General features: G+C 70.3%; 16 protein-coding genes and 1 tRNA gene. 6 read left to right on the top strand and 11 right to left on the bottom strand.

What is annotated here, in order from left to right:
- The first annotated feature begins 72 nt into the window (after positions 1-72).
- Positions 73-1,209 (top strand): zinc-dependent metalloprotease, encoded by a 1,137-nt coding sequence (locus tag FGL94_RS06060; protein WP_144922160.1) that lies wholly within the window; start codon positions 73-75, stop codon positions 1,207-1,209.
- Between the two features lie 32 nt (positions 1,210-1,241).
- Here the strand turns inward: FGL94_RS06060 and FGL94_RS06055 are convergent, their stop codons facing one another.
- The 3 genes from FGL94_RS06055 to FGL94_RS18200 form a co-directional block, all read right to left on the bottom strand.
- A complete protein-coding gene (locus FGL94_RS06055) occupies positions 1,242-1,706 on the bottom strand; it encodes an OsmC family protein (protein WP_144922157.1) in 465 nt (154 codons plus the stop codon).
- Positions 1,707-1,768: 62 nt separating this feature from the next.
- Positions 1,769-2,263: a CBS domain-containing protein gene (locus FGL94_RS06050; protein ID WP_144922155.1), complete on the bottom strand. Its 495-nt coding sequence runs from the start codon at positions 2,261-2,263 to the stop codon at positions 1,769-1,771.
- Positions 2,264-2,378: 115 nt separating this feature from the next.
- A tRNA-Met gene (locus FGL94_RS18200) sits at positions 2,379-2,532 on the bottom strand.
- Between the two features lie 160 nt (positions 2,533-2,692).
- On the opposite strand from FGL94_RS18200, the gene FGL94_RS06040 reads away from it, so the two are divergent.
- On the top strand, positions 2,693-3,982 hold the full coding sequence (locus FGL94_RS06040) for a DUF7115 domain-containing protein (protein WP_144922153.1): 1,290 nt from the start codon (positions 2,693-2,695) through the stop codon (positions 3,980-3,982).
- Positions 3,983-4,073: 91 nt separating this feature from the next.
- Positions 4,074-5,315: a mechanosensitive ion channel family protein gene (locus FGL94_RS06035; protein ID WP_186313341.1), complete on the top strand. Its 1,242-nt coding sequence runs from the start codon at positions 4,074-4,076 to the stop codon at positions 5,313-5,315.
- Between the two features lie 99 nt (positions 5,316-5,414).
- Here the strand turns inward: FGL94_RS06035 and mutL are convergent, their stop codons facing one another.
- Both mutL and mutS read right to left on the bottom strand, forming a co-directional pair.
- A complete protein-coding gene (mutL, locus tag FGL94_RS06030) occupies positions 5,415-7,148 on the bottom strand; it encodes a DNA mismatch repair endonuclease MutL (RefSeq protein WP_144922150.1) in 1,734 nt (577 codons plus the stop codon).
- Positions 7,138-9,999 (bottom strand): DNA mismatch repair protein MutS, encoded by a 2,862-nt coding sequence (gene mutS, locus FGL94_RS06025; RefSeq protein ID WP_144922148.1) that lies wholly within the window; start codon positions 9,997-9,999, stop codon positions 7,138-7,140. Before mutS ends, mutL begins: the two co-directional genes overlap by 11 nt.
- A gap of 100 nt (positions 10,000-10,099) precedes the next feature.
- Between mutS and FGL94_RS06020 the strand changes: the two genes are divergently transcribed.
- The gene (locus FGL94_RS06020; RefSeq protein WP_241659136.1) at positions 10,100-10,825 is read left to right on the top strand and encodes a hypothetical protein; all 726 of its coding nucleotides are present in this window, start codon (positions 10,100-10,102) and stop codon (positions 10,823-10,825) included.
- 103 nt (positions 10,826-10,928) lie between these two features.
- The gene (locus FGL94_RS06015; RefSeq protein ID WP_144922145.1) at positions 10,929-11,498 is read left to right on the top strand and encodes a J domain-containing protein; all 570 of its coding nucleotides are present in this window, start codon (positions 10,929-10,931) and stop codon (positions 11,496-11,498) included.
- Positions 11,499-11,524: 26 nt separating this feature from the next.
- Here the strand turns inward: FGL94_RS06015 and mobA are convergent, their stop codons facing one another.
- Positions 11,525-12,214, bottom strand: a complete 690-nt coding sequence (mobA, locus tag FGL94_RS06010; RefSeq protein WP_144922143.1) for a molybdenum cofactor guanylyltransferase — start codon at positions 12,212-12,214, stop codon at positions 11,525-11,527.
- A 153-nt stretch (positions 12,215-12,367) separates the two neighbouring features.
- Here mobA and pdxS point away from each other — a divergent pair, with 153 nt between their 5' ends.
- Positions 12,368-13,276 carry a pyridoxal 5'-phosphate synthase lyase subunit PdxS gene (gene pdxS, locus FGL94_RS06005; protein WP_144922140.1) on the top strand — a complete coding sequence of 303 codons (909 nt, stop codon included), beginning with the start codon at positions 12,368-12,370 and terminating at the stop codon, positions 13,274-13,276.
- A gap of 981 nt (positions 13,277-14,257) precedes the next feature.
- Here the strand turns inward: pdxS and FGL94_RS06000 are convergent.
- From FGL94_RS06000 to FGL94_RS05980, 5 genes are all read right to left on the bottom strand, one after another.
- Positions 14,258-15,034, bottom strand: coding sequence for an IclR family transcriptional regulator (locus FGL94_RS06000; RefSeq protein WP_144922138.1), 777 nt, complete (start codon positions 15,032-15,034; stop codon positions 14,258-14,260).
- A gap of 71 nt (positions 15,035-15,105) precedes the next feature.
- On the bottom strand, positions 15,106-16,488 hold the full coding sequence (locus FGL94_RS05995) for an MmgE/PrpD family protein (protein ID WP_144922135.1): 1,383 nt from the start codon (positions 16,486-16,488) through the stop codon (positions 15,106-15,108).
- Positions 16,489-16,559: 71 nt separating this feature from the next.
- Positions 16,560-17,888: an MmgE/PrpD family protein gene (locus FGL94_RS05990; RefSeq protein ID WP_144922133.1), complete on the bottom strand. Its 1,329-nt coding sequence runs from the start codon at positions 17,886-17,888 to the stop codon at positions 16,560-16,562.
- Entirely contained in the window at positions 17,878-18,957 is a 1,080-nt protein-coding gene (locus FGL94_RS05985) for a branched-chain amino acid ABC transporter permease (RefSeq protein WP_144922130.1), read from the bottom strand. The genes FGL94_RS05990 and FGL94_RS05985 overlap by 11 nt, the downstream gene beginning before the upstream one ends.
- On the bottom strand, positions 18,950-20,008 hold the full coding sequence (locus FGL94_RS05980; RefSeq protein ID WP_144922127.1) for a branched-chain amino acid ABC transporter permease: 1,059 nt from the start codon (positions 20,006-20,008) through the stop codon (positions 18,950-18,952). The genes FGL94_RS05985 and FGL94_RS05980 overlap by 8 nt, the downstream gene beginning before the upstream one ends.
- Position 20,009 lies beyond the last annotated feature (1 nt).

The raw sequence follows: 20,009 nt of genomic DNA, 5'->3' as shown, positions 1-20,009 counted from the left end.
GACAGTGGGGCGGCACCGCGCTGCTCCCGCCACCGACACAAGGGACTTGAGGCGCGCCCTCCTCCGGTTCGTATGGACATCCTCCGAAGCCTCCGGACCGTCTCCGAGGCCAGCGGGCCGGGCGTCGTCGACTGGGAGCGGGCCGCGGTGGCCGCGAAGGCGAGCACCGATCCGGGGTCGCTCGCGCTCACCGACGCCGAGCGGGCGGGGTACGCAACCGACGTGCGCGACGCGCGCTCCCGGCTCCGCGAGGTGGCCGGGATCGAGTTCGACGTGCCGGACGCGATCGAGGTGCAGAACCGGCACCACTGGATCGACGCCAGCGTCGACACGTTCCGGAACGTGATGGCGCCGATCGAGGCGGCCGCGACCGGGAGCGACGAGGAGTCGGTCGGCGGAGTCGGCGAATCGGCCGGTGGAGTCGGCGGGTCGACCGGCGGGATCGTCGAACCCGCCGGCGGCCCCGTGGACCTCCCGGCCGGCGACCTCACGCGGGGGTTCGCGCGGGACCTCTCGCGGATCGCCAACACCGGGTCGATGGCGTTCACGCTCGGATTCTTAGCGCGCAACGTGCTCGGCCAGTACGACCCGCTCCTGCTGGCCGACGAGCCCGACGCCGACCACGGGCTCTACTTCGTCCACCCGAACATCGTCGCGGTCGCGGCGTCGCTCGACGTCGACTTTCCGCGGTTCAGGCGCTGGATCGCCTTCCACGAGGTGACGCACGCGGCGGAGTTCGGCGCGGCGCCGTGGCTCCCCGAGTACCTCGAGTCGCGGGTCGAGCGCGGCATCGAGGGGCTCGCGGGCGGCGCGGGAGAGACCGGTCGCGGCGGGCTGACCGCTGGCGGCCTCCCGGTCGACGCCCTCGACACCGAGCCGTTCGCGGAGCTGCAGGCGGCGATGACGGCGGTCGAGGGGTACGCCGAGGTGCTGATGGACCGCGCCTTCGACGGCGAGTACGGCGACCTGCGTCGGAAGCTCGACGAGCGCCGGGGCGGTGGCGGTCCGGTCCAGCGGATCGCGCGCCGGCTGCTCGGGCTGGGACTGAAGCGCCGACAGTACGAGCAGGGCGCCGCCTTCTTCCGCGAGGTCGTCGACGCGCGCGGGATCGAGGCGGCGGGCGCCGTCTGGGAGCGCCCGGAGAACCTCCCGACGCGCGCCGAACTCGACGACCCCGCGGCGTGGCTGGTGCGAGTCGATCCGTCGTAGTCTCCGTCGAACCGAAAGAGCCCCGGACCGAGTTAGGACCGATCGAGCGCGATCGGCGTCTCTCCGGCGAGGTTATCGCTCACGGGGCACCGCCGCTCGACCCGATCGAGCCACTCGTCGCGGGTGTCGTCGTCGACGTGGTCGCCGTCTTTCGACCGCAATTCCGCCTGGACCGACGCGCGGATCTCTTGGAAGCCGGCGCGGGCGTCGACATCAGCTCCCTGGAACTTCGCCGGATCGAGATCGCCTTCGAGATCGAGCTTCAGTTCGACGACCTCGATGCCCATCTCGTCGGCGACGACGCGTCCGGTGATACTCAGACAGCCGCCCAAGGCGCCGAGCAGGTATTCGACCGGGTTGGGCCCCGCGTCCGTGCCGCCGAGCGATTCCGGCTCGTCGACTACGAACTCGAAGTGACGGGTCTCCGCGTGGACCTGCATGCCGTCTTTGAGTTCCGTACGGGCGTCGAACGTCGTAGTTTGGTTTGAGTCGCTCATACGTGCCGATTCGTGTCATTTGAATATCAAACCCCCGGACCGTTCTCACGCCGAGAGATCGGCTACGCCAGCCGCTTATCTCGGAACGCCCGAATAACGTCTTGACGGGCGATGATCCCGACGATCCGATCCTCGTCGTCGACGACCGGCACGCGGTTGATGTTCGGATCGTCGCTGGCGAGCAGGTCGAGCACCTCGTTCACGTCGGTGTCGGGCGTCACCGTCGCCACGTCGATGCTCATCACGTCCGAGATCGGGCGGTCGGCGTTCCGGAGCATGTCGACGCCCAGATCGATGTCGCCCCACGGCGCCTTCACCTGATAGGTGAGCGTGTCGACGAACGGGGGGAGCCCGATCGGGATCCACAGCGTCTCGTCGTCGGGCTCGAACAGGTCCACGAGGTCAGACTCGGTGACGACGCCGACCAGTCGCTCCTCGTCGTCGACGACGGGGAACCCGCTGAAGTCGTACCGAGCGAACTTCTTGAACGCGTCGGCCACGTCGTCGTCGGGAGCGACGGTCTTTACGTCGGGCTCCATCAGGTCACGCGCTTGCATACGGTCGCCGTCGCGTCGCTCATGGGTAGGCGTTTCGGCCGGCACCGCGTTCGGGGAATCGGCTGTCACTCGCGACGGGACGTCGACGCCTCTCGGGGCTTGAGTAACTGTAGAGTGGCCGGGGTGGGCTCCGAACCCACGATCTCCGCATGTCCCAGGTCCGAGGCTCGGCGGAGCCACGGGAAGGACGCGGACGCTTCCAAGGCGTCACCGCACCGAATCTCCGAACCCTATGAGTGCGGCGCTATGTCCAGCTAAGCCACCCGGCCTCACCTTCCCGTACCGCGATGAAACCCTTTAACCTTCCCATCCGTCGGAAGGTTGCGAATCCGTGACAGAGTCGGCGCGAGAGTCCGGCTCCGATCGCTCCGCGACCGCCGCCGACGCGGACCCCGCGGATTTATGGCCGACGGGTCGGATATCCGGGATATGAGCCTTCCCGAACTGCTCGCGGGGACCGTCGGCGACGAGGAGATCGTGGCCGAAGTCCCGCTCGGGGGAGCCGACCGTCTCGCGGTCACACCGACGCAGACGCTCGTCTATCGCGGCGACGGCCTGCTTTCGGACGAGTCGGTCGCGGAGTACCCTCACGACGTCGAGCGCATCGCGGTTTCGACGGGTCGCCGCAAGGCGAAACTCACCCTCGGCTACGGCCTCGACGGCGACGAGACGATATCGGTGCCGGCCAAGCGCGCCGACGACGTGCTCCACCCGATCCTGGCGGGCGTTCTCTCGGCGACGGGCGTCACCGACCCCGGCGAGTCCGTCATTCAGACCTTCCGCTTCTCCGAACTCACGCTCGTCGTCACCAGCGACCGCCTCGTCAAACACGTCGGATCCGCGGTCTGGGACGAGGAGTTCGAGGAGTTCTCCTACGCCGACCTCACCGACCTCGACTTCGAGGAGGGGACCGTCGCGACCGCGATCGTGTTGACCCACGACGGGCGCTCCGAGCGGTTCAAAGCGCCCAACGAGTCCGCCCGGGCGGTCCGGGAGACGCTCGTCGACGCCGTCTGCGCGTACCACGGCGTCGACAGCCTCGAAGAGTTCCGCGTGACCGTCGCCGACGAGGGCGACGACGGCGCGGCCACCGACGCGGGAGATGCCGGCGGCACGACCGACTTCGGTGAGGGACCGGACCCGCTGTCGGCCTCGCCGGTCGCGGACGCGGAGGCGGAACCCGAAGCGGAACCGGTACCGGAAACGGAGCCGGTGTCCGGAGGCGAACCGGCGGTGGGAGAGGAGGCGGCGGCCGGGAGAGAGCCGACGCGCGGCGAGGGGTCGGCCTCGTCGGTCGCGGAGAATCCAGGAGACGCTCGCGACGCGGACTCCGTCGAGGAGCCGGTCGCCGGCCGCGCGGGCGACGCCGATTCGCTCGCCGACGATTCGCTTGCCGACGATCCGCTCGCCGACAACCCGGAAACGGATCCGGGCGTCGACGTGGATCGGACCGCGCGGCCCGAGACCGACTTCGAAAGCGGCGCCGCGGGGGAGGCGACGGCGGATGAGATCGGGTCGACCGACTCCGACGCTCCGGCCGATCCGGCCGACGCGGACGCCTTCGACGGCTCGCCGTTCGAGAGCGCCGGCGTCGAGGGCGAGGATCTCGCGACCGAGGTGGCCGAGCTGCGTCACACCGTCGAACAGCAGTCCGAGCGGCTCGACAGGCAGTCCGCGCTCATCGAACAGCTGATCGAGGAGCTCCGTCGCGGCCGCTGACCCGGGGTCAGTGACTCCGGCTTCGCGACCCGTTCTCTCCGGCGATACTCGCGGGGGACCATTTTTAACTGCGAGGGAAAACCGTCGGACAGTGACCGCACAACTGGGAACGCAACTCGACGCGCTGTTGGGGAGCGTCGGAACCACGGAGGCCCGCGTCACGGTGACCGCCGGGATCCTGCTCGCGACGCTCGCGATCGGCTGGCTGCTCCTCCCCCGAGCCGTCCGGGCCGGTGAGCGGGTCACGACGCGCTGGCTGGAACGATTCCTCGACGGACGCGGCGAGAACTCGATCGAGGCGATGCGGGAGGCCGTCCCGGTCTCCTTCGGGCTGCGGCTGCTCGTCGGCCTCCTCCAGCTCGCGCTGTTCGCGCTCGCCGCCGTCGCGATACTGGCGCTGTGGGGGCGGTTCGCGGTCGTCGTGGCGGTGCTGCCGGTCGCGGAGAACATGCTCACGGTCGGCGCGCAGGCGTTCCTCTCCCTGCTGCTCCTCGGCACAGCCTACGTCGCGAGCGACGTGTTAGAGGAGTACGTCGAGGACCTCTCGGCCGATAGCGACCGCATCACGGCCCACCAGGAGCAGCTGCTCAGCCGGATCATGCAGGTCGGCGTGCTGGTGATCGCGGGGATAACCGTCCTCGGGATCTGGGGCGTGAACCTCGGCGGCCTCCTCGTCGGGGCCGGGTTCCTCGGGATCGTGCTCGGGATGGCGGCCCGCCAGACGCTCGGATCGCTGATCGCCGGCTTCGTGCTGATGTTCGCGCGCCCGTTCGAGATCGGCGACTGGGTGGAGATCGGCAACGAGGAGGGGTTCGTCACCGAGATCACCATCATGAACACCCACATGCGGAACTTCGACGGCGAGTACGTCGTCGTCCCGAACGATCTGGTCACCAACCAGGCGATCACGAACCGGAGCCGCGAGGGTCGGCTCCGGATCCACATGGAGGTCGGGATCGGGTACGACGACGACCCCGACGCGGCCAGCGAGATCGCCGAGGAAGTCCTCACCGAGATCGACACCATCGCCAACAACCCGAAGCCGTACGTGATCCCCTCCGGGTTCGGCGACTCCGCGATCTTACTCGACCTCCGCTTCTGGATCGAGCCGCCGACCCCGCAGGCGCGGTGGCGCTCGAAGGCGACCGCCGTCGAGATGATCCAGGACCGCTTCGCCGACGCCGGAATCTCCATCCCCTACCCGCAGCGGACCGTCTCGTACCCGCCGGAGACGACGGAGACGCAAGAGACCGTCGAGCGCGTCGAACGTCTCGACGCCGACAACGAGCGCTCGAACGGCAGCGACGGACGCGCGAGCGAGCGCCCCACCTGACCGGCTCCGCGTCGTCGGTCCGGCGATCGTCCCCGGGCCGTCGTCGTCCCCGGCGGTTATCATCCGAACGCCTCCGGTGCCGCCGAAGGGGTGAACCGCTCACCGGTCCCGACCGAACCCCGCCGCGAACGTCGCCTCGTCCACCGAGAGGACGGTCGGCCGCCCGTGCGGACACGCGTACGGGCGGTCGCACTCGCCGAGCCGGTCGAGCAGCGACCGCAGCTCCTCGCGCGTCAGTGCCCCGATCTCGCCGCGCTTCAGCGACGGGTGACACGCCAGATCGGCGAGCAGCGCCTCGCGGGCGTCCCGCGGCGACTCCCCGTCAGAGAGGGTCGCGAGCGCGTCGCGGAACGCGTCCGCGTCGGCCGCCCGCCCGAACGGCGCCGGGACGGTCCGGAGCCTGACGGTCCCGCCGCCGAACGGCTCCGTCTCGAACCCGAGCGCGGCGAGGGCGTCGGCGTGCGCCTCCGCGGCCGCCGCCTCGTCGGCCGACAGCGAGGCGGTCGCGGGCGGGTCGAGCGAGGCGGTCGGCACCGTCTCGCCGTCGAACGCCCGGGCGAGCCGCTCGTAGTTCACGCGCTCGTGAGCGGCGTGGCCGTCGATCACGAGCAGCTCGTCGCCGGCCTCGACGAGCACGTAGAGGTCGCGGAAGGTCCCGATCGGCTCTGCGTCCGTGAACGGCGCCGGACGCTCACCCTCGTCGCCGCCGACCGGACCGAGCGCACCCTCGAGTCCGGTGTCGACCTCGGCCGTCCGCCGCAGGTCGGCGCCCGTGAGCGCGTCGGCGACCACCGACTCGACCGCGTCTGCGACCGCGTCGGCGTCGCGGAGCCCGACCTCGCGCTTCGCCGGGTGGACGTTCGGGTCCACGCGGGCGGGCGGCAGCGACACGTCCACGGCCGCCACCGGCTCGCGACCGTCCGGGAGCAGGCGGCCGTACCCCGCCCGGACCGCGGCCGCGAGCCGGTCGTTCCGCACGGGACGTCCGTTCACCGAGACCCGGACGTGGTCGCGCGAGGAGCGCGTCACCGAGGGGTACGCGAGGGCACCGGACACCCGGATCCCGGTCGACGCGCCCCCGTCCCCCTCGATCTCGACGCTCGCAGCGACCTCCGTCGACCGGCTCGCGGTCTCGCGGTCGTACACGCCGAGCAGCGCCTCCGTGATCCCGGACCCCGGCGTCGACAGCGTCCGCGACCCGTCGTGCTCCAGCGCGAACGCCACCGCGGGGTTCGCCAGCGCGTAGTCGGCGACTAACGAGGAGATCCGCGCGAACTCGGCCGCCGACCCCGCGAGCGACTCCCGGCGCGCGGGCCGGCTCGCGAACAGGTCCTCGACGACGACGGTGGTCCCCCGGGCGCGCCCGGCGTCGCTGACGGTCGGACCCTCAGCACCACCGTCGCTCGTCGTCCCGTCGACGACGACCCGCGTCCCGACCGCGTCGCCGTCGCTCGTGACGAGTTCGAGCCGCGCGGCCTCGGAAATCGCCGCCAGCGCCTCGCCCCGGAAGCCGAGCGAGTCGACGCCGACGGGGTCGCCGTCGGGCGCGAGCTTGCTCGTCGCGTGGCGCTCGACGGCGATCCGGGCGTCCTCGCGGCTCATCCCGCGACCGTCGTCGGCAACCCGAAGCCGGTCCGTGCCGTCGCCCTCGACCGCGACCTCGACCCGCGAGGCGCCGGCATCGAGCGCGTTGTCGATCAGCTCGCCGACGACGCGGGCCGGGCGGGTGACCACCTCGCCGGCGGCGATCCGGTCGACGGTGGCGGGGTCGAGCCGGCGGACGCGGTCCGGTTCTCGCTCGCTCCCGCCGACCGGGCGCTCCTCACCCGTCATCGTCGACTCGCGACTGAAGGTCGTGGAGGGCGTTCAGCGCCTCGATCGGCGTCATCCGGGCGAGATCGAGGTCGCGGAGGGCGGCGGTCAGGTCGACCGCGGAACCGGCCGACCGGTCGGTATGGGTGTCGTCGTCGCTCGCGGGCGCGTCGGGAGAGGACGCTCTGTCGCCCTCGTCTTCCTCTCCTCTCTCCGTCCCCTCCTCTTCCGCGAGGAACTCCCGCAGCGAGGCGTCGGCGTCGTCGCCCCCGTCGGCGTTGTCCCCCCCGTCGCCGTTGGCCGCGGGATCGGCTCCGTTCGTCCCGGTATCGGTCCCTTCGGCGTCGGCGGCCTCCGCGTCGCCCGTCTCCGCGGCCACGAGGTTTCGGGACCGATCTACGACGGGGGCCGGTACGCCGGCGAGTTCGGCGACCTCGACGCCGTACGAGGAGGAGGAGGCACCGGGGACGACCCGGTGGAGGAACGTCACGTCGCCGTCCTCGCGGGTCGCCGTGAAGTGGAGGTTGAAGGCGCGCTCGCGCTCCTCCGCGAGGTCAGTTAGGTCGTGGTAGTGCGTGGCGAACAGGGCGGTCGCGCCCAGCTCGTCGTGGATGAACTCGGCGGCGGCGCGGGCGATGGCGCGCCCGTCGGTCGTGGCGGTGCCGCGCCCCACCTCGTCGAGGAGGACGAGCGAACTCGGCCCGGCGTCGTGGAGGATCTCCGTCAGCTCGCTCATCTCGCGCATGAACGTCGACTGCCCGCCCGCGATGTCGTCGGAGGCGCCGACGCGGGTGAACAGCCGGTCGAAGACGGGGAGCGAGGCCGCCTGCGCGGGGACGAACGAGCCGGTCTGCGCGAGCACGACCGCGAGCGCGACCGACCGCATGTACGTCGACTTCCCGCTCATATTCGGGCCCGTGATCACCGCGATCGACCCGCGCGGGAGGTCGGCGTCGTTCGGGACGAACGACTCCTCGGCGCGCTCGACGACCGGGTGGCGACCCCCCTCGATCTCGACGCCTGCGTCGGGGTCGTCGACGATCTCCGGGCGGACGTAGTCGCCCTCGACGGCGACGGTCGCCAGCGAGCGGAGCGCGTCGAGCTCCGCGACCGCGTCCGCGAGCCCCTGGATCCGCTCCGTCTCGCTCGCGACGCGCTCGCGGACGTCGACGAACCGCTCGTACTCGAGGGCGTCCGCGCGCTCCGCGGCGCCGACGATCTCCTCCTCGCGCTCCTTCAACTCCGGCGTGTAGTAGCGCTCGCTGTTCTTCAGCGTCTGTCGGCGGCGGTAGTCGTCGGGGACGCGGTCGAGGTTGGCGTCGGTCACCTCGATGTAGTAGCCGTGGACCTGGTTGTGGCCGACCGACAGCGAGTCGATCCCGGTGCGCTCGCGCTCGCTCGCTTCCAGGTCGGCGACCCATTCGCGCCCCTCGCGCTCGGTGGCGCGGAGCTCGTCGAGGTCGTCGTCGAACCCCTCGCGGATGACGCCGCCCTCGGTGATCTCCGGTGGGGGATTCGTCGCGATCGCGTCGTCGATCAGCTCCCGGACCTCGGTCAGCTCGTCGAGGCGGTCGCGGAGATCGCGGAGGTGGTCGGTGCGGGGGAGGTCGGCGTCACCGTCGGTTTCCGGTCCTCCCGCGCCGTCTTCCGCCCCCGCCAGCGTCGCCTTCAGCTCCGGGACGACCGCGAGCGTCGCGTGCAGCGAGCGCAGGTCGCGGGCGTCGGCGCGTCCCCGAGAGATCCGGCCGACGAGGCGTTCGAGGTCGTAGGCGGCTCCGAGCGCGTCGGCGAGCCCCTCGCGGACGAGGGTGCGGTCGGCCAGCTCGCCGACCGCGTCGTGGCGGCTCCGGATCGCGTCGGCGTCGACGAGGGGGCGACGGAGCCACCGCTCTAAACACCGCCGGCCGAGCGCGCAACTCGTCTCGTCGAGGGCGTCGAACAGGGTGTCGCTCGCGCCCAGCCCGCGGTTCTCGAACAGCTCGAGGCTGCGCTGGGCGGCCGCGTCGAGCCGGAGCCGGTCGCGGGGGTCGTACCGCCGGATCCGAGTGACGTACGAGAGGGGACCGTCGTCGCCCTGCGTGTACTCGGCGTACGCGAGCACCGCCCCGGCGGCGCGGAGCTCCGCGTCGCCGTCGAACCGGCGGTCGGGGGCCGGGAGGTACGGCTCCAGCCGCTCCGTCGCGGCCCGCCGCTCGAAGGCGCCGGGGTCGTGGGCGTGGGTCGTCCACCCGTGCTGGGCGTCGGCGGGCTCGAAGTCGGGGGCGTCCGGTCCCGCGATCAGCTCCGCGGGCGCGATCCGGTCGAGCTCCTCCGCTACCGCGTCGCGGTCGCCCGACGTGACGAGACACTCGCCCGTGGAAACGTCGACGGCGGCGAGGCCGACCGGGTCCGGCTCGGGGGCGGTTCCACCGTCCCTATCTCCGGCCGCCACCGCCGCCACGTAGTTCGTCGTCCCCGCCTCCAGCAGCTCGTCCTCGACGACGGTCCCGGGGGTGATCACCTCGGTCACCGCGCGGTCGACGAGGCCGGACGCCTGCTCGGCGTCCTCGACCTGGTCGCCGAGCGCGACGCGGTAGCCCGCGTCGAGCAGCGATTCGAGGTAGGGCGCGGCGTTGTCGATGGGGATCCCCGCCATCGGGTAGTCGCCGGTCGAGTCGGAGCGCTCCGTCAGCGTCACCTCGCAGACGCGGGCGACCGCCGCGGCGGCCTCGCAGAACGCCTCGTAGAAGTCGCCGACCTGGAACAGCACGAGGGCGTCCTCGTGGGCCGCACACAGGTCGGCGTACTGCGAGAGCATCGGCGTCAGCTCCTCGCGGGCGGCGGCGATCCCCGGCGGGAGCCCGGTCACCGTCTCGCGGTCCGCAGTCGGCATACCACGGATCCGGTCGCCCGCGGGCATAAACGGTGCGGAGCCGGGCGGTGGAATCGCCCGAATCCGCACAACTAAGTCGGTCGACGAATGGTGTCAGCGTATGTCACTTTCACTAGATCCGATATCTCTTGCGGTGCTCGCGGTGAACACCCTCGTCGGAGCCGTGTTGGTCGTCAGCGCGTACGACCTCAAAGACCACGTGCTCGGGTGGATCAGCTGGCTCGGCGGCGCGATCGTCGGCGGGTTCGTCGGCTGGGTGGTGCTCCCCGAGTTCATGGCGGCCCCGCCGGCCGCTGGACAGCGGGTGGTCCTCGCCGGGGCGGCCGTGCTGATCGGCACCGTGCTCGGCCGGATCCTGATCCCGCTGGCGGCGCGGTTCGCGGTGTCGATCGCGGCGTTCGTCTTCGCGACCCTCGCGGTGTTGGTGATGACCGCCGGCGAATCGCTCCTGCGGCGGTTCTACGATCCCGAGGCGTCCGGGCTCGACGCGGTCGCGGTCGACGCCGCGGTCGAGTCGTCGCTGCTCTCCCAGCCCGAGTTCCAGCAGTTCCTGCTGATCGCCGTCGTCGTCGGCGCCGTCGCCGGACTGCTGGCGATGCGGTACTACGACTACATCATCACGCTGTCGCTCGTCGCGCTCGGGTCCGGGCTCGTGGCCATGACCGTCCCCGTCTGGCGGGCCGTCGCCGCCGGCGAACCCGTGGCGTTCGTCGAGCAGGCTGCGCTCTCCAACGCCGCGTTCGCGGCGGTCTTCGTCGCCGGGATCGCGGTCCAGTACGTCCGTCACTCCGGGAACGGCTCCGGCGGAAACGACGTGCTCGCCTGACCGGACGCCCCACGCGATCGGACGACCTCCGTCCTCCCGATATCCGACGGGAGCGCTCGGCTCTCGCCCGAGCGCTTACAACGCTGGAGCCCCGAGAGAGCCCGTGACGAACCGCGCGATCGTCGTCGGCATGGCAGCGACGTTCATCGGACTGACGGCCCTCCTGCTCGTCGCCGGAGTCGTCGTCTCCCCCGTCCTGTTGGCGGTCGCCGTTCCGTTCGGTATCGTCTCGTACTTCCTCTGGTACCACGCCAGCGGTCGGCTCCGCGACCGCGTCCGACGCGAGGCCGCGCAGGTGGGCCCCGGAGAGCGCGCGCGGGCTCGTCAGCGCGCGCGAGCCACCGAACACCGCCGGTCCGCGTACCGTTCGGCCGGCGCGACGGACGGCGGGTTCGGCCGGGGAGCGACGGGAGGCACTCGCGGTCGCGGAGATCGATCCGCGTCCGGAGCCGGAGGCGCCGAGGCCGGCGATCCCCGCGACCGCGCGCCGCCGACGAGCGGGATGTCCGAACGCGAGGCGTACGAGACGCTCGGACTCGATCGGACCGCCGACAGCGAGACGATCCGGTCCACCTACCGGGAGCGGGCGAAGCGGCTCCACCCGGACGGGGAGCGCGGCGACGAGGCGGCGTTCAAGGAGCTGAACGAGGCGTACGAGCTGTTGAGAGACTGACCGCGATCCGTTCGGGACCCATCCGATCACCGAGTGCCGGCGCCGTTGAGCGCCTCCTGGATCGCGGTCTCCGCCTCCGCGAGCTCCGCCTGCGTGTTGACGTTGGTGAACGTCCGTTCCGTGGTGCGCTCGCGGATCTCGGCGTCGCCGACGACGATGCGGTCGAGGTCGTCGATCGGCGCCAGCACCTTCCGGTCGCCGCGGGCGAGGGCGCGCTCGCAGGCGGTCGCGGTCGGCTCCGCGCGGTACACCGCCTGCGTCGTCTGGAGCCAGCGGTCGTCCAGCCGGGGGATCGCGGCCTCGTGGCCCGCGGCGTCCCCGCGGAGGGTGTCGAGAAACGACGGGTCGACGAACGGCATGTCGCAGGCGACGACGGCGACGTACTCGCCGGCGGCGGCCCGGCAGGCGTTCCGGATGCCGGCGACCGGTCCCAAGTCGGGCTCGTCGTCGACCGCCCAGCGGAGGGGAAGGGAGAGTCCGTCGAGCGCGCCTTCGATCGCGTCTCGCTGATCGGGCCGACAGTTGATCACGAGCTCGTCGACGACGGGGTCGCCGCCGGCGGCGCGGTCGGCGCCCGGCGGGACGGGGTCGTCGTCGCCGGCGAGCCGGTCCGCGACGCGGCGGACCATCGGCACGCCCGCGAGCGGGGCGACGGCCTTGTCTCGGTCGCCGAAGCGGGTCGAGCGCCCCCCGGCGAGGATGGCTCCGGTTGTCACGGGTCATATCTCTGCGTCGAGGGACTTCGCGGTTGCGGTCGGATCTCGCGGTTGCGGTAGCCGCGAGCGGAGAGCCGGTGTTTCGAGTCGGGAACGGCGCCCCAACTCCCGGCAAAGCGACTCGTTAAGTGGCCGGCGGTCCAGCATTCCGATATGGCAGAGGCCACGGATCTGGAGGAGCTGAAGCGGGGGACCGACCTAGTCAAGCGCGGCTTCGCACAGATGCAGAAGGGCGGGGTCATTATGGACGTCGTCACCCGCGAACAGGCTCGGATCGCGGAGGATACCGGTGCGGTCGCGGTGATGGCCCTCGAGGCCGTCCCGGCCGACATCCGCAAGCGCGGCGGCGTCGCGCGGATGCCCGACCCCGAAAACGTCACCGAGATCATCGACGAGGTGTCGATCCCGGTGATGGGGAAATCGCGGATCGGTCACCGCAAGGAGGCGGAGATCCTGGAGTCGCTCGGCGTCGACATGATCGACGAGTCCGAGGTGCTCACCCCCGCCGACGACGAGTACCACACCGACAAACGCGACTTCGCGTCCCCGTTCGTCTGTGGCGCTCGCGATCTCCCCGAGGCGCTCCGGCGCATCCGCGAGGGCGCGGCGATGATCCGAACGAAGGGCGAGGCCGGCACCGGCGACGTCAACCAAGCGGTCAAACACCAGCGAACCATCAAAACCCAGATCCGGACGCTCACCGGACTCAACCACGAGGAGCGCGAGAAGTGGGCCCGCGAGCACGGCGCTCCCCGCGACCTGGTCCACGAGACCGCCGAGGCGGGCCGGCTCCCGGTCGTCAACTTCGCGGCCGGCGGCATCGCGACGCCCGCCGACGCCGCCCTGATGATGCACCACGGCTGCGACGGCATCTTCGTCGGCTCCGGTATCTTCGGCGCGGAGGACCCCGAGGCGATGGGCACGGCGATCGTCGAGGCCGTCAACAACTGGGACGACCCCGACGAACTCGCCGATATCGCATCCGGCATCGGGAAGGGGATGAAGGGCCAGTCGAACGAGGACATGGACGACGAGGAGAAACTGCAGGGCCGCGGCGTTTGAACGCCGAGTTATAAGCGAACGGACTCGAACGGTGACTCACGGCGGACTCTGACGGGCGACGTAAGCCGTTTGATGACTGAGACCCGGTACCGTCTCTGAGAGGCGCACTCAGGGACGGCTGCTTAAATATACGATCTCGGATCGGAGCTTTTCCCAAACACATTTATATATTTACCCTTCTCGGCGGCAGAAACGGGACTTCAGGTCCCCTCGACCGCCCGGATCGGTGCGCAAGCCTGGAACCGCGTTCCTGTGGTCCGCGAGCCGGCGCACTTGAATAGTTTGAATACTGAGTATTTATGGTATATGAATTTATTCTTAAATATAGTAGAGCCTCCGATCGCCGCGGACTTTGAGGCGGGACGTGGTCCACACGGCGCGTTCGTTCAGAATTGTCACTGTAACTGGAAGAAATGCCGTGTTGACGGGAGATAGTCCTTCTACCGTTCGTTGTGTGGAGATCGGTGACTGCTGTGGACGTCTGTGAGGTCGCATTCCTCGATCGATACGGGCGGACCCCAGTCGGAGCCGCGCACGTCGGCCGAGACGCGAGCGGCGGGATGTCGATGCTCAAGAGCGTCGATACCGCGCTATCAGCGCTTTTCGACGTCGGAACAGGCCGCCGTGGGTGAGATTGCGACGCGATCGAGACGGTCATCATAGGTGACCGTCGCTCGGTCGTCTCCGCTCGATCGTTTGCGCTCGATCACGCGGGCGTTCGATCTCAGAGACCACTATCTACCGGATTTCGATCATATACTATATATTGGTATTATTCGGATCGCGTGCGGTCATTACGGTCATCGATCGTCGACAGCGCTTCGAGTCTCCCCCGAAGCCGATCGGCGTCCGCTGCCGATCTCCGTTACAATCTTACTACCGTAATGATACGTACTCCCGACGTGCCGTACTGACGAGGAGACTTCGACGCCTCGCACGATCGGACGTAGAGACGAACGGCAGTTCTGCAGAGCAAAACGCCTACGAGTACGTCGCGCGGATACCGATTATCTGGGCGGACTGCGCGACCATCTCGGGGACCTCCTCGTGGTACCATGTCCCGTTCATCCGCGTTGTCGGTCCTGAGACGCTGATAGCGCCGAGGACATGCCCGTCGTCCGCCGACAGGATCGGCGCACCGACCGCTCGCATGCCGACGGTCCGCTCTTCGTCGTTGAACGCGTATCCGCGCTCAGCGATCTCGTCGAGTTCGGTCCGCAGCGCCTCCGCGTCCGTGAGCGTCTGCGGCGTCTGCTCGTCGAACACCAGCCGGTCGAGCACCGTGTCGAGGCGGTCGTCGGGGAAGTGCGCGAGGTACGCCTTCCCGACGGCGGTCGCGTGGAGGTCGACGACGGTCCCGATGTGCGAGTCCGTCCGCACCGCTTGGTCCGCCAGCGACTGGTAAACGTAGATCCCGACGCCGTCCTCCTCGACCATCACCTGCGCGCGCTCGCCGACCGCCTCGACCAGGCTGTCCGTCTCGGGCTTGGCGACGTGGTACAGATCGTGGTGCTGGCGTGCTCGATCGCCGAGCCCGAGGAACTGCAGCCCGAGCCGGTACTCGTCGCCGTCCTGAACGACGTATCCCAGCTCCCGGAGGGTCTGGAGGTGGTTGTGGACCGTACTCTTCGAGATCGATAGGGAGTCCGCCAGCTCCGAGACGCCGCACCCCTCCCGATCGCCGAGACGTTCGAGGATACGGAACGATCGTTCTGTCGTCCCGACCGACGCCGCGTTCGGTGTGTCGTCGCGTGCCATACTCGGTGGAACGCGCGCTCGAGTGAAATATCTACCGAGTGTGTTCGGCTTGACAAAACGTTTGTTCAGTATTACGGCCGAAGCGCGGCGACCGTCTCTCGGATCGGGCGCTCGGCGACCGCGTCCAGGGCGTCGAGCGCCTCGTCGACGCGGGCGTTATCTCCCTGATCACCGGAGAGTCCGTGCGCCAGCAGCGCGCGGTTCCGCGCGCGGTACTCCGCGTCGGGGACGGGGTCGCGGTAGTCGCCGCGGGGATAGTCGCGCGCGCCGGTCAGGGTCGTCCCGTCGCGCAGTTCGACGGCGACGCTCGCCCCCCACGACTCGGGGAACGCCGCCTCGTACGCGTCGTCCTCGCGGAGCTCGACCCGCTCGGCCACGGACCGGACCGTCTCGTCCGCCAGCGCTTCGGCCGTGAAGCCGTCGAGGTCGACGCTCCCCCGACAGAGGTACGTCGCCAGCACGTACGGCGCGGAGAACTTCCCGGCGGTCATCGTCTCGGGCTCGGCGTGGGACATGTCGGTCGCGTTGGCGAACGTTCTGACCGTGATCGCCTCGACGTCGGACGGATCGATCGGCCGCCCGTCGATCGCCTCGCGGAGCGCGTCGAGCGGCGGGTGAGTGTACCGGCAAGAGGGGTAGGGTTTGAGGTAGTGCTCCGCGATCGCCCACTCCTCGCCGAGCGTCTCGAACTGGCCGGCGAACCCGTCCGGTAGCAGTTCCTCGAAGGGGTCGTACACCTCCTCTATCGCTGCACCGGACCCCTCTAGCCCCGCGATCGCGGTCAGCGCCGCGGTCACGCCGGCCTGCGCCGAGAAGCCGGCGGTGAAGTTCCGCGCGGGCGCGCCCTCGGCGTACGGGTCGTGCATCGAGACCACCGCGAGGTTCGCGGCGATCCGGAACGTCTCCGCGAGTTCCTCCGCGGTCGCGTCCAGACAGACGGCGCTCGTCACCGCCGGTCCCACGGTCGTCCACGTCGAGTGCGGGTTCCGGACGAGCCACGGGATCGCGTCGTTCATCCGGTCTTTCATCGCGAAGATCGCCCGCTCCAGTCGGACGCAGACCTCGTACGCCCGCGTGCAGGCGTCGACGAACGTCTCGCCGTCGACGTCGTTCGCCTCCGCGGCGGCGAGCCCGCCGGCGACGATCCCGGCGCCGACGTGGCCCCCCGTGTTGTGCCCTTCCTCGACCTCCTGTGCGATGGCGGCCGCCGCGTTGGTCATAGCGGCCTGCGGCGGCGCGACCCGCCGGTCGGTCCCGAGTATCGACGCCTCGTCGCCGGAAAACACCGCGTCCCTCGCGACGCCGGCGACCCCGGGCGCCGCCGACCCGGCGACGGCGGCCGCCAGCACGTCGGCGACCACCGCCCGCCCGTGCTCGCGGGCCGTGTCGTCGACGGGCGACGCGAGGAACTCGGCGACCGCTCGCTCCCACTCTCGAGTGTGTCGTGTTGCCATAGTTGAGTGACGCGCGTCGCGGGCAAAAGCGTATGGGGCGGCGGCAGCGCCGCGGGAGGGAATCTGCGAGCTCAGCGCCGCGCGAGCGTACAGAGGACGCGCGGCGGCTCCGGCGCCCTGGCGCCCTCCCAGAGCGTGGCCGCCCGGTCCTCGCCGATCACGGGCGCGACCAGCTCCCGGAACTTCGATTCGAGCCGCGCCTCGTCGAACGGGTCGTGCTCGCCGCCCCGCGGCGCGGCGACCTCCCGCGAGAAGCGTTCGTCCGCCGTCTCGACGGTCACCCGCGCGCCCCGCTGCTCGGGAGCCCGAGCGGCGATCTCGTCGTCGACGGCGACCGTGACGCGCTCGGCGAGCGCGATCGCTTCCGGCGTGATCGCCTCGTCCGCGAACGCCGTCGGGCCGGTGTCGCCGCGCAGCAGCGCCGTCGCGACCGCGAAGGGGATCGAGAACTTCGCCTGCAGCTGGTTCCGCGGTCGCCGCTCCGTCAACCGCGCGGCCGCCGGGTACGTCTCGACGCGCACCGACTCCACGGTTGCCGGGTCTAGCCCGTCCGGGAGCGCCGCGACGGCGTCCAGCGTCGGATGGGTGTACCGACACGCGGCGTGGATCTTGAAGTACCCGTGTTCCAGCTCCCAGCGCTCGTTGAGCCCGGTCGAGAGGGCCGCCTCGTCGACCCCATCGGCGGCGGCGTGCTCGAGGTGTCGCGCGACGCCGTTCTCCAGGCCGCCGAACCCGGCCTCCGCCTGATCGACGGCGACCAGCGCCGCGAGGTTGCTCATGCCGGCGTAGGCGTTCCGCACGGTCGCGCCCTCGGTCGCCGCCTCGAACCGGGTGTGTTGCGCGTAGTTCGCCGCGATGGCCATGGCTGACCGCGTCGTTTCCGGGTCGAGCCCGCGCGAGCGAGCCACGGCGGCCGCCCCGCCGACCGCGCCCCACACGCCGTGCGGGTGGTACCCCGATCGGAGCGTCCCGAGCGCGCGGGCGGTCCGGACGGCCACCTCGTAGCCCGCGACGAACGAGCGCACGAACGCGTCGCTGTCGCCGTATCCGATCTCGGCGTCGGCCAACAGCGCGGGCAGCACGTGGATCGCGGGATGGCCGGCCGCGAACCGATGCCCCTCGTCGAGTTCGAGTACGGTCCCCGCCGCGCCGTTACACAGCGCCGCCAACGGCGGGACCGTCTCGCCGCCGTCGGCGCCGAGCACCGTCGCCCCGCCCGAGGCGCCCTCGGTCCAGCGCCGCGCGAGCGCGCCGACCGCGTCGTCGGTCGACCCCGCGACGATCGCGCCGAGCGTGTCGGCAACGGTGAGCCCCGCCCGGTCGCGGACCCGATCGGGGATCGCTCCCGTCTCTAGCTCCGCGGCGAACGTCGCGAGGTCGCGTTCGTGTTCAGGCGCCATCGTCGTCCAACAGGTCGGTGCGCGACCGGAGTAGTTCGACGAACCGGGACGGCCACGAGACGACGCCCTTCGGGCTGTACAACACGATCGCGATGAGGATGACACCGTAGACGGCGTTGTTCAGCCCGGGAACGGAGAAGGACTGCCGGACGAACTCGCCGACGGGGATGACGACGAACGACCCCACGATCGGGCCGAGGACGGTGCCGATCCCGCCGACGATCGCCGGCAGGAGTATCTCGACGTTGACGAGCAGCTCGAACACCGTCGTCGGGCGGATCGTGTTGAAGTACATCGCCCAGAACGCCCCGGGCCACGCCGTGAAGAAGGCGCTCACGGCGACGGCCAACAGCTTGTACCGGTACGTCGGGACGCCGATCGCGGCCGCGGCCTGCTCCCGCTCGCGGATCGCGAACAGGTAGTAGCCCAGTTGCGACCGGTTGATCGCGAGCGAGACGACGGTGACGATCGTCAGGAATCCGAGGATGAGGTAGTAGTACGGCAGGTCGCCGGTGAACTGGAACGCGGCCAGCCCCGGCCCGTCGGCGTACTCGCGCGCCAGCGGCCTGAAGAACCCGCTCGCGCCCCCGAGCTGCGGGACGTTCGTGAACACGTATCGCAACAGCTCAGCGAACGCCAGCGTCGCCAGCGCGAAGTAGTGCCCCTCCAGATCGTAGCGGAAGGTCAGCGCGCCGATCAGCAGGCCGTATATCCCCGAGAGGACGCTGCCGAGCAGCATCCCGATCCACGGAGAGACCCCGAGCGTTCCGGTCAGGATGATCGTCGTGTACGCGCCGAGGCCGAAGAACGCGGCGTGTCCGAACGAGAACTGTCCGGTGTACCCGGACATGATGTTCCACGCCTGCGCGGTCGTCGCCCAGATGAGGGTGACGATGAGCATGTTCAGGCTGAGCCAGCCCAGCGGGGCGTACCCGAACAGCGCGAGCTGTCGGAGGAACGGTATCGCCGCGAGCACGACGAGGCTCACCGCGACCAGTACGGGGAGCGCGTACCGCTCGTCCCGGAACGCGCCGTACCGCTCGACGGCCCGTGAGAGCGCGTTACTCATCGGCGCTCCCTCCGAGCAGTCCCTCCGGTTTCACGAGCAACACGAGGATGAATGCGAGGAATATCACGATTTGGTAGGTGGAGCCGCCTAGGTACGCCGAGCCGAACACTTGGATGAAGCCGATGATGAGCCCGCCGACGAACGCGCCGGGGAATGAGCCGAGTCCGCCCAGCACGACCACGACGAACGCGTTTATCAGGTACTGGTCGCCGAGCGCCGGGGTGAACGACTGGAACAGCGGGATGACTCCGCCGGCGAGTCCCGCCAGTGCGGCGCCGATCCCGAAGGTGAGCGCGTCGATCCGAGGGACGTCGATCCCGACGTACTGCGCGCCGTCGCGGTTGTCGGCGGTCCCGCGGATCGCCCGACCGAGCATCGTTCGCTGGAGGAACAGCCACGTTCCCGCCAGTGCGACGAGCGCGATGACGAGCGCGTACAGCTGTCCCTGGGGAACGAAGACCCCGGAGATTTCGAGGGAGCCGAGGTCGAGCCCGAGCTGTTGCGGGTCGGAGCCGAAGACCATCTCGACGGCGCTGATGAGGATCAACAGGACTCCGAAGGTGACGATGAGCTGGTTCTCCTGTGGCGCGTCGATGATCGGCGCGATCGTCGATCGGTAGATGAGGACGCCGACGACGAACAGCAACAGGACGGCGAACGGGATGGCGAAAAACGGCGAGAGTCCCGTGGCGTCCGAGAAGACCAGCACCGCGTACATCGCGACCACCATCAGCGCCCCGTGCGCGAAGTTGATGACGTCCATCACGCCGAAGATCATCGTCAGCCCGAGCGCGACGAGCCCGTATATCCCGCCGAGCAGCACCGCGAACACGAAGTACTGGGCGAAGATCGTCGGCGACGGAAGCGAGACGCCGAGCACGGCCTGCGTCCCGAGCGCGTCGAACGCGCCGGCGAGGGCGGCGAGCCCCCCGAGCGCGTCGGCGGCGCTGGCGGGGACGTCGGGCGCACTGGCGGGGACGTCGGGCGCACTGGCGAGCGCGACGGCAGCCGCTTCTCGACAGCAGGCGTCAGGAAGAAACGAGGAGAGCATG

Source organism: Halorubrum salsamenti, from assembly GCF_007671685.1.
Lineage (GTDB): Archaea > Halobacteriota > Halobacteria > Halobacteriales > Haloferacaceae > Halorubrum > Halorubrum salsamenti.
This window is presented reverse-complemented; position numbering and strand designations above follow the sequence as displayed.

Coding starts and splice junctions, on each gene's coding strand:
- FGL94_RS06040 (WP_144922153.1), top strand. CDS start 2,693: ATGAGCCTTCCCGAACTGCTCGCGGGGACCGTCGGCGACGAGGAGATC.
- mutL (WP_144922150.1), bottom strand. CDS start 7,148: ATGACGGGTGAGGAGCGCCCGGTCGGCGGGAGCGAGCGAGAACCGGAC.
- FGL94_RS06050 (WP_144922155.1), bottom strand. CDS start 2,263: ATGCAAGCGCGTGACCTGATGGAGCCCGACGTAAAGACCGTCGCTCCC.
- FGL94_RS05980 (WP_144922127.1), bottom strand. CDS start 20,008: ATGCTCTCCTCGTTTCTTCCTGACGCCTGCTGTCGAGAAGCGGCTGCC.
- FGL94_RS06060 (WP_144922160.1), top strand. CDS start 73: ATGGACATCCTCCGAAGCCTCCGGACCGTCTCCGAGGCCAGCGGGCCG.
- FGL94_RS05985 (WP_144922130.1), bottom strand. CDS start 18,957: ATGAGTAACGCGCTCTCACGGGCCGTCGAGCGGTACGGCGCGTTCCGG.
- pdxS (WP_144922140.1), top strand. CDS start 12,368: ATGGCAGAGGCCACGGATCTGGAGGAGCTGAAGCGGGGGACCGACCTA.
- FGL94_RS05995 (WP_144922135.1), bottom strand. CDS start 16,488: ATGGCAACACGACACACTCGAGAGTGGGAGCGAGCGGTCGCCGAGTTC.
- FGL94_RS06000 (WP_144922138.1), bottom strand. CDS start 15,034: ATGGCACGCGACGACACACCGAACGCGGCGTCGGTCGGGACGACAGAA.
- FGL94_RS06020 (WP_241659136.1), top strand. CDS start 10,100: ATGTCACTTTCACTAGATCCGATATCTCTTGCGGTGCTCGCGGTGAAC.
- mutS (WP_144922148.1), bottom strand. CDS start 9,999: ATGCCGACTGCGGACCGCGAGACGGTGACCGGGCTCCCGCCGGGGATC.
- FGL94_RS06055 (WP_144922157.1), bottom strand. CDS start 1,706: ATGAGCGACTCAAACCAAACTACGACGTTCGACGCCCGTACGGAACTC.
- FGL94_RS05990 (WP_144922133.1), bottom strand. CDS start 17,888: ATGGCGCCTGAACACGAACGCGACCTCGCGACGTTCGCCGCGGAGCTA.